This is a genomic window from Psychrobacter lutiphocae DSM 21542 (genome assembly GCF_000382145.1).
GTDB classification, from domain to species: Bacteria; Pseudomonadota; Gammaproteobacteria; order Pseudomonadales; family Moraxellaceae; genus Psychrobacter; species Psychrobacter lutiphocae.
In genome coordinates this window covers 1-6,076 of the sequence record NZ_KB907683.1, presented here as the reverse complement: position 1 = coordinate 6,076, position 6,076 = coordinate 1, and the positions used below count along the sequence as shown (strand labels likewise).

Here is a 6,076-nt window from a genome sequence, read left to right as displayed (position 1 = left end):
CCTTGTATGCCTTCGGCGTCATAACGGTTGAGCCAATTGTATACGCTTTGAATGTTGGTGTCGGTTATTTGTGCGATGTCTTTGGCTATTCTGCCATCACTTTTTAGCAGTATAATGTGACAACGTTTTCGATAACTGGCTGTTTTTCCGTGTTTATACCCGTGGTCTAGTGCTTTACGCTCGGCATCGGTTAGTTCTATTTGTCTTATCTTCATGATGGCTTTTTATGTCTGTTATGGAAAATTGCTATTATAATGTATTTCTGTTCGATTACTTAATCCCGCTTTTCGCTACTATCTGCAAGCCAAGACGAGGCATAAGCTTGCGATGCTGAGTCGCTTTGTCATGCAGTATATCCACTCAGAAAATGCCCTTTAAGGCATTTTCTCTTGCGAGCCAAAAATTGCAGTGCAGTTTTTTAACGGCTCTCAGGGGCTAAATAGCTCCTACAGCGGAGGTTGTAATAGTAATAATAAGTTCATCGCGTCAATATAATATCCACCTCGCCTGGTTTAAGTGTTTTATCTCCATACAGCTTAGTCTGAGTTTTGGAATCAATAGTTAGAGGTTTATCTACTATTTCTAAAAAATGATTAGGAAAGTGCCTTTTTAAAATCTCTAAGGTCGACGAATAAGTAAAGTCTCTTTTATCAGTTCGAACATAGATAGTGCTATGCTCTTTCATTAATTTAGAGCTATTTGAAAAAACGGAATCCAATAAATTATAGTATTTTTCCTTATCTACAAAACGACCTTTATGTATATCGCCAGTTGAACGAGGCCATTCATCATCACCTAACATCCAAAGCCTTAACCATTGGTCAGCATGATAGTCAGTAATGCCGCAATATGGAGGGGATGTAAGTAAAAGAGAGTACTTCTCTTTATATTTTATACTGTCTTGAACTCTGTTCTCTAACTCAATAGTACTATCAGCATAAATAACTTCACTAGAAGTTAATTTTGGATAACCTTTTTTATATCTCCAATCAATTTTCGATAATAATAAGTTCAATGGATTTACTTTAGGAGGAGTTTTAAAGCCATTTTTTTTCCACCAATCTATAGAGTATTGCATACCCATAGACTTAGTCATGCGCATTTGGTTGGAAAGACCTTCTCCTATTTTTGCATGCAAATAAACTAATATTATAGACATTAAAGTTGCATCTACATCGCATTTTTGCCAATCAAGGTTGTTTCTAGCGAATAATAAAAACTTTAAAACGTCATCGCAATAGCAAAGTCTATAAAATTCGGGCATTTTATCTATATATCTATTATAGTAATTTCTTTTTCTATATATTTCATAAAGTCTATCAATAACATCCTCTTTGTTAGCTGGAGATAGTTTTACTTTGCCATATAACCAACCTACAGGACTGATTTCAATACCCAATCCATGTCTACCTAAAGTGCTTGCTGCATATATACTAGAAAATCTACCCGCAAATGGATCTAAAATGTAATCCCCTTCTTTTGTATATCTATTAACTACATCAAAGGCGAACTCTACAGGAAACATAGCATAATATGGTCCGAATCTTGCCCATCTTGATTCAGCTGTTTTATAACCTTTAGTGATTTGTTCAATTCTATTCGTCATCACGGTCTCTGATTTCTCTAGCTATATCTTCAAATATTCGAGCACCTATACTCATAGGTATTGATGCTTCGGCATGTGCAGATATGAGTGGAGAAACTGAATTAGGGTACCGACTAGATACTAAGTCATTAAGTAGATTCATAGTATCTCCTAAGCGAGGGAACTGATTGATAGCAGCAGTACGAATATCACTTTGTTGAGCGTTATAACTGGCTGCAACAGCGACTAATCGTTGTCCTGACTTTGTCTTATAAAAAAATTTTCTACCAAAATAAGTATCTTTCCCATAAGGTTTTTTACTCTCTGAAAAAATAATATTTTTCTTAATATAAGTATCATCTAGTAAAAGTGCAGATTGTAATGGAAAATTACCTGTTGAACCCTCTGATGAAGTATCTAATTGCTCGAAATGGTTAAAAAATGTACCTGATTTTTCAATCCCTACAATTAGTAAGTCAGAGCCATTTATTTTATTCTGCTTTTCGTTAATTCTACCTAATTCATAGCTAATTACCTTTGTTAACCATGATGAAGTACTGAATACAGCTAAAGGACCGTCCATGATGAAAGCCACGCGTCTGAGACTAGATAGCCAGCCATTTAATTCAAAGCCTCTTAAGATATGAACTAGCCACAGTTTTTCAAGGGTAGACATAATTTGACCATACATTTCTCCATTAGTACCTGAAGGATTCATTAGTTCATGCAGTCTTAAAGCATCGGTACAATAGAGCGTTTCACCTGAATCACGACAAATGAATACTTCTTCACCAGATTCACTATATTGCATAGGCATATGACTAAAATCTTCAATAGGTGATTTAGGAGGGTTTCTATCTTTAAATTTCTCCCTCTTAATATTCAAGAGATATTTATATGTATCTAATAGTGTTTCGCCATTCTCAAATATCTTATTACTGCGCAGTTCTTCAAGTAAAGCTTTCCTCATGGATGACTTAGCGTCTTTCTCATTATCAATAATAATATTACATCCTGGAAAAACACTATCAATTGTGGAGGTCTTTTCTGTTTTCCTAAACTCTCTAGGGTCTATAAAATCTTGGCTTTCTAGTTCTTTAACTTTTTTTAAATCTATTAATACTGATGAGACGGTTACATAACCAAATTCTGCACCTGGAAATCCGTTTTCTGCTGGTGCTACCATGTAGCTACCATCAATAGCTAAAACTAAGTCAGGTGTAAGCTCTGACTTAACGACATCATCAATTGTAACAAGGTCTAAATCAAAATCATCTTCCTCTGGATTACGTTTTCTAACTCTAAAACGCTTTTCAAGGTTTTTAACTTTTTCTGAGTCCCTTAGTCTTCTAAGTGGCTCATAGCTTGCAAATTCACCTTCGAAACTCATTTCTAATCCTTAATTAACTTTGAACAAATCGACTTGAACTGGTATGACAAATAAGTTACTAAGCGTTTTAACTCTTAGAAAACCCTTATCTTGAGCTCTTCTTATAGAGGGTTCAAAATCTTTGAAGTCATAATATTTACACAGCTCTTTAGTCTCGTCGGTATTATTAAGATGACTGATAAACCAGTTTGCTGTATTTTTTAGTATGTTTTTTTGAATACTACTTACTTCTTGAGTGGCATAAACCATACCTAATCTGTATTTAGAACCTTCTTTGGCTGTACGTACCCATACATCGGATAAATCTAAATCGCTACCTGCAGGCAATATATTATGTGCCTCTTCTACGTAAACCAATATTTCAGGAGGAGTCTCCCCGTTCCTAAACGATTTTTGATTTTCTCTGAAAATATGCCACATAATGCGTTCAGCTGAAGATTTGTTAAGGTCTGGTTCTCCACTAGATTGATCAATTATAACCAACTTACCTTTTTTAAGGTCTTCATATATGTCATCAGCATAGTCACTTTCAGTAACAGAGGAATGTTGGTCTCTTACGGCAGCTATTTGTTTCGATCCATTTGTCCTCCATATCATCTCTAGAATCTTATTTAAATCATCATCTGCCCATTTCTCTCCAGATGAGCTTTGATCTACATACCATCTATCAAAAGCAAGATATTCATCAGTTTTCATGAAATCATAAAGCGTTGAAAATGCAGTAGCTAACTCTGTAAAAGTGGGATTGTCTTTTTGGAAGATTTTAGCTGCAGATAAATACTTTGCTGAATTATCTGGATCGGATGTAACATTCATCATCCCATTAAAACGTTCATCTTCATTCCTAGCCTTAGGTCTACCACTAAATAACTCTGCTTTGAAGAGCTTGTTAGTGTTACCCGTAAAATTAGAAGGGATAGAGAACCCAGCCTTTGCTAAAAGTGATCTATAAGCTAAAACTCTACGGTTATATCTTGTGGTAGCGCTTGCATCACTTTCGACTGGCTTGTTAAAAACAACCTGTTTAAAAGACTCAATGAATTTACTTTCTCCTTTGTTAAATGAAGAGTCGATAATTTCTTTACCAATTTGCAAATTATCGTCTAAATAAAAATTTAGTAACATTAATTTTCTTTCAGGATCATTGACATGCTTATGTATACCATACGTTACAACTTCATTGTCCCTCTCTGTTACATGAGAGTTATGCTTCCAAATATTCTTTAGGGCGGAGTTATTATCTTGAACGTTCTCATTAGCGTATTCACCATTCGGGTCGAAAATAATTTGACCTATTCTTAAAGGTTTATCTTTAGAATTATAAGGTGTACGTAGCTCATATACAGACTTGGCTATAATTTTTGTTGTATTAGATTTACCTGTTCTTGTCATACCAAATAAAGCTGATTTTTGTGATAATAAGTCGGCGGGATAAACATAAACGGGGACGTCGTCTACCTGCTGGTACTTACGATTAGTAGAGGCGTACCTAACATGACCTAACTTAACTTTTTCTGAGTTATGATATTTTTCATAATGTGATTTTAGGGTAGTAGGGTCAGCATAATTGACAATTTTTTCTAAAGCTTGTGCATTTGGTTTGTAAACCTTCAACCCTCTGTTAGGATAGAAATTAGATATATCACTACCAAATTTTAACTGTAATGGAGACTCTGGCTCACTTGAGCTCTCATCAAAATAGAATGTACCAATAATTCGGCAAGAAATACCAGCATAGCTTAGGTAGTTACGTGTTTTAGCGTCCATTACTCCCTGTTCATCCCAGTGTATTTCCTCTCCACTTACTCGTTGAGCAGTTTGAACTCGTATTCTCTCTGCCTCATTATCTTGAGGTAGGGGGGCAGAATCCATTACTCTAAGTAAAATAAAAGACGAGTCCTCAGCTTTGAAATCAATATCATCTGCTTTAGGGTTGATGCGAGTTGCAATTAAGAAGCTAAGGCTAGGTATACCACCAACCTTTTTTCTTTCAAAGTCTGTAACTATGACCTTTGCAGTTTCATAATTGATAGAATATAAATCACCCACATATTGTGTAGGTTGGATTAGACTTCCAAATAAGTTTTTTACTTCATCTGCACGATTAGAACTAAAGCTCTCTTTAAGACCAGTTTCTATATCCATATTTAATACCTGACTTTATTATTATGCTAAATTTAGGGGTAGATAAGATGATTTTAAGCATAGCGTTATAAAAATCTTGACTATTCTTTTCTTTTATACCCTTGTTAAAAGGGGGGGTGATTGCATCATCTCCTAATATACATTATTAATTGAATATATGTTAGTCAACAATGAATTTACACGACATATAGTGTCGTTTAGTCGTTTTATGCACACAGCGCTTCGCCTTATAAAATTGTTAAGCAATACCTATAAGGCGTAGCGTAAAGTCACCTGTACCTGAGGGTAAGACTTATGCAGAGGTCAGTCCCAATCGACCATTGCCATCATAGGTCAGCATTATGGGCTGGTTAATCGTATGTCAGCGATTGTTATTATCTCGACTATAGGCTCATTTTTTAGCATGAGTGCGGTGTTGATTTATTGGCAAATGACGATTGGGTTTTAGGTTTAAAATATCTATTAGCGCATTAAATATAAATTAATGAGCTATTTTGGAGCTTTATTTGTCAAAGAATGATGAGTTTGAAAAGTATAGTTATTTGATTAACTATGAAGTTGAGTTTATATTTTATATCAATACTTTGACTATGATTTTTATGTTTATTTGTTCAATTGTAGTCATTCGAGCAGTTTTTTTATCTAACCGATGGGCTTTCTCATTTTTCGGTATGACTTTATCTGCGCACTATCTTATACCAATTCCATAAATAAACCTATAAACCAATCCAATCACGAGAAGTTATAGACTGAATGAGCTCGGGCTTGGAACAAAGTCTATTCCAAGCCTTGCAAGCAGCATTAACAATAGCCTCATAACCATCAAAACACCTATTGGATAACCAATGTTGTTTCAAATACGACCACACCTGTTCAGATGGATTTAACTCAGGTGAATAAGGGGGTAATTTAAGCATCGTCACATTATGTAGGTTTAAACTTGGTTGATGCCATAG

At 35.0% G+C, this 6,076-nt stretch carries 5 protein-coding genes; all 5 read right to left on the bottom strand.

All coding sequences use genetic code 11. The features are described 5' to 3' along the window. Positions 1-215, bottom strand: a 215-nt coding sequence (locus H140_RS14790) for a helix-turn-helix domain-containing protein (protein WP_019674158.1), incomplete at its 3' end; no start/stop codon positions are given. A gap of 263 nt (positions 216-478) precedes the next feature. Continuing rightward, on the bottom strand, positions 479-1,606 hold the full coding sequence (locus tag H140_RS0113415; protein WP_019674157.1) for a DNA methyltransferase: 1,128 nt from the start codon (positions 1,604-1,606) through the stop codon (positions 479-481). Continuing rightward, on the bottom strand, positions 1,596-2,975 hold the full coding sequence (locus tag H140_RS0113410; protein ID WP_019674156.1) for a DNA double-strand break repair nuclease NurA: 1,380 nt from the start codon (positions 2,973-2,975) through the stop codon (positions 1,596-1,598). The genes H140_RS0113415 and H140_RS0113410 overlap by 11 nt, the downstream gene beginning before the upstream one ends. Positions 2,976-2,984: 9 nt before the next feature. Next, positions 2,985-5,120 (bottom strand): helicase HerA domain-containing protein, encoded by a 2,136-nt coding sequence (locus H140_RS0113405; protein WP_019674155.1) that lies wholly within the window; start codon positions 5,118-5,120, stop codon positions 2,985-2,987. A 716-nt stretch (positions 5,121-5,836) separates the two neighbouring features. Beyond that, a partial coding sequence (locus tag H140_RS16585; RefSeq protein ID WP_019674112.1) for a transposase occupies positions 5,837-6,076 on the bottom strand: 240 nt, incomplete at its 5' end.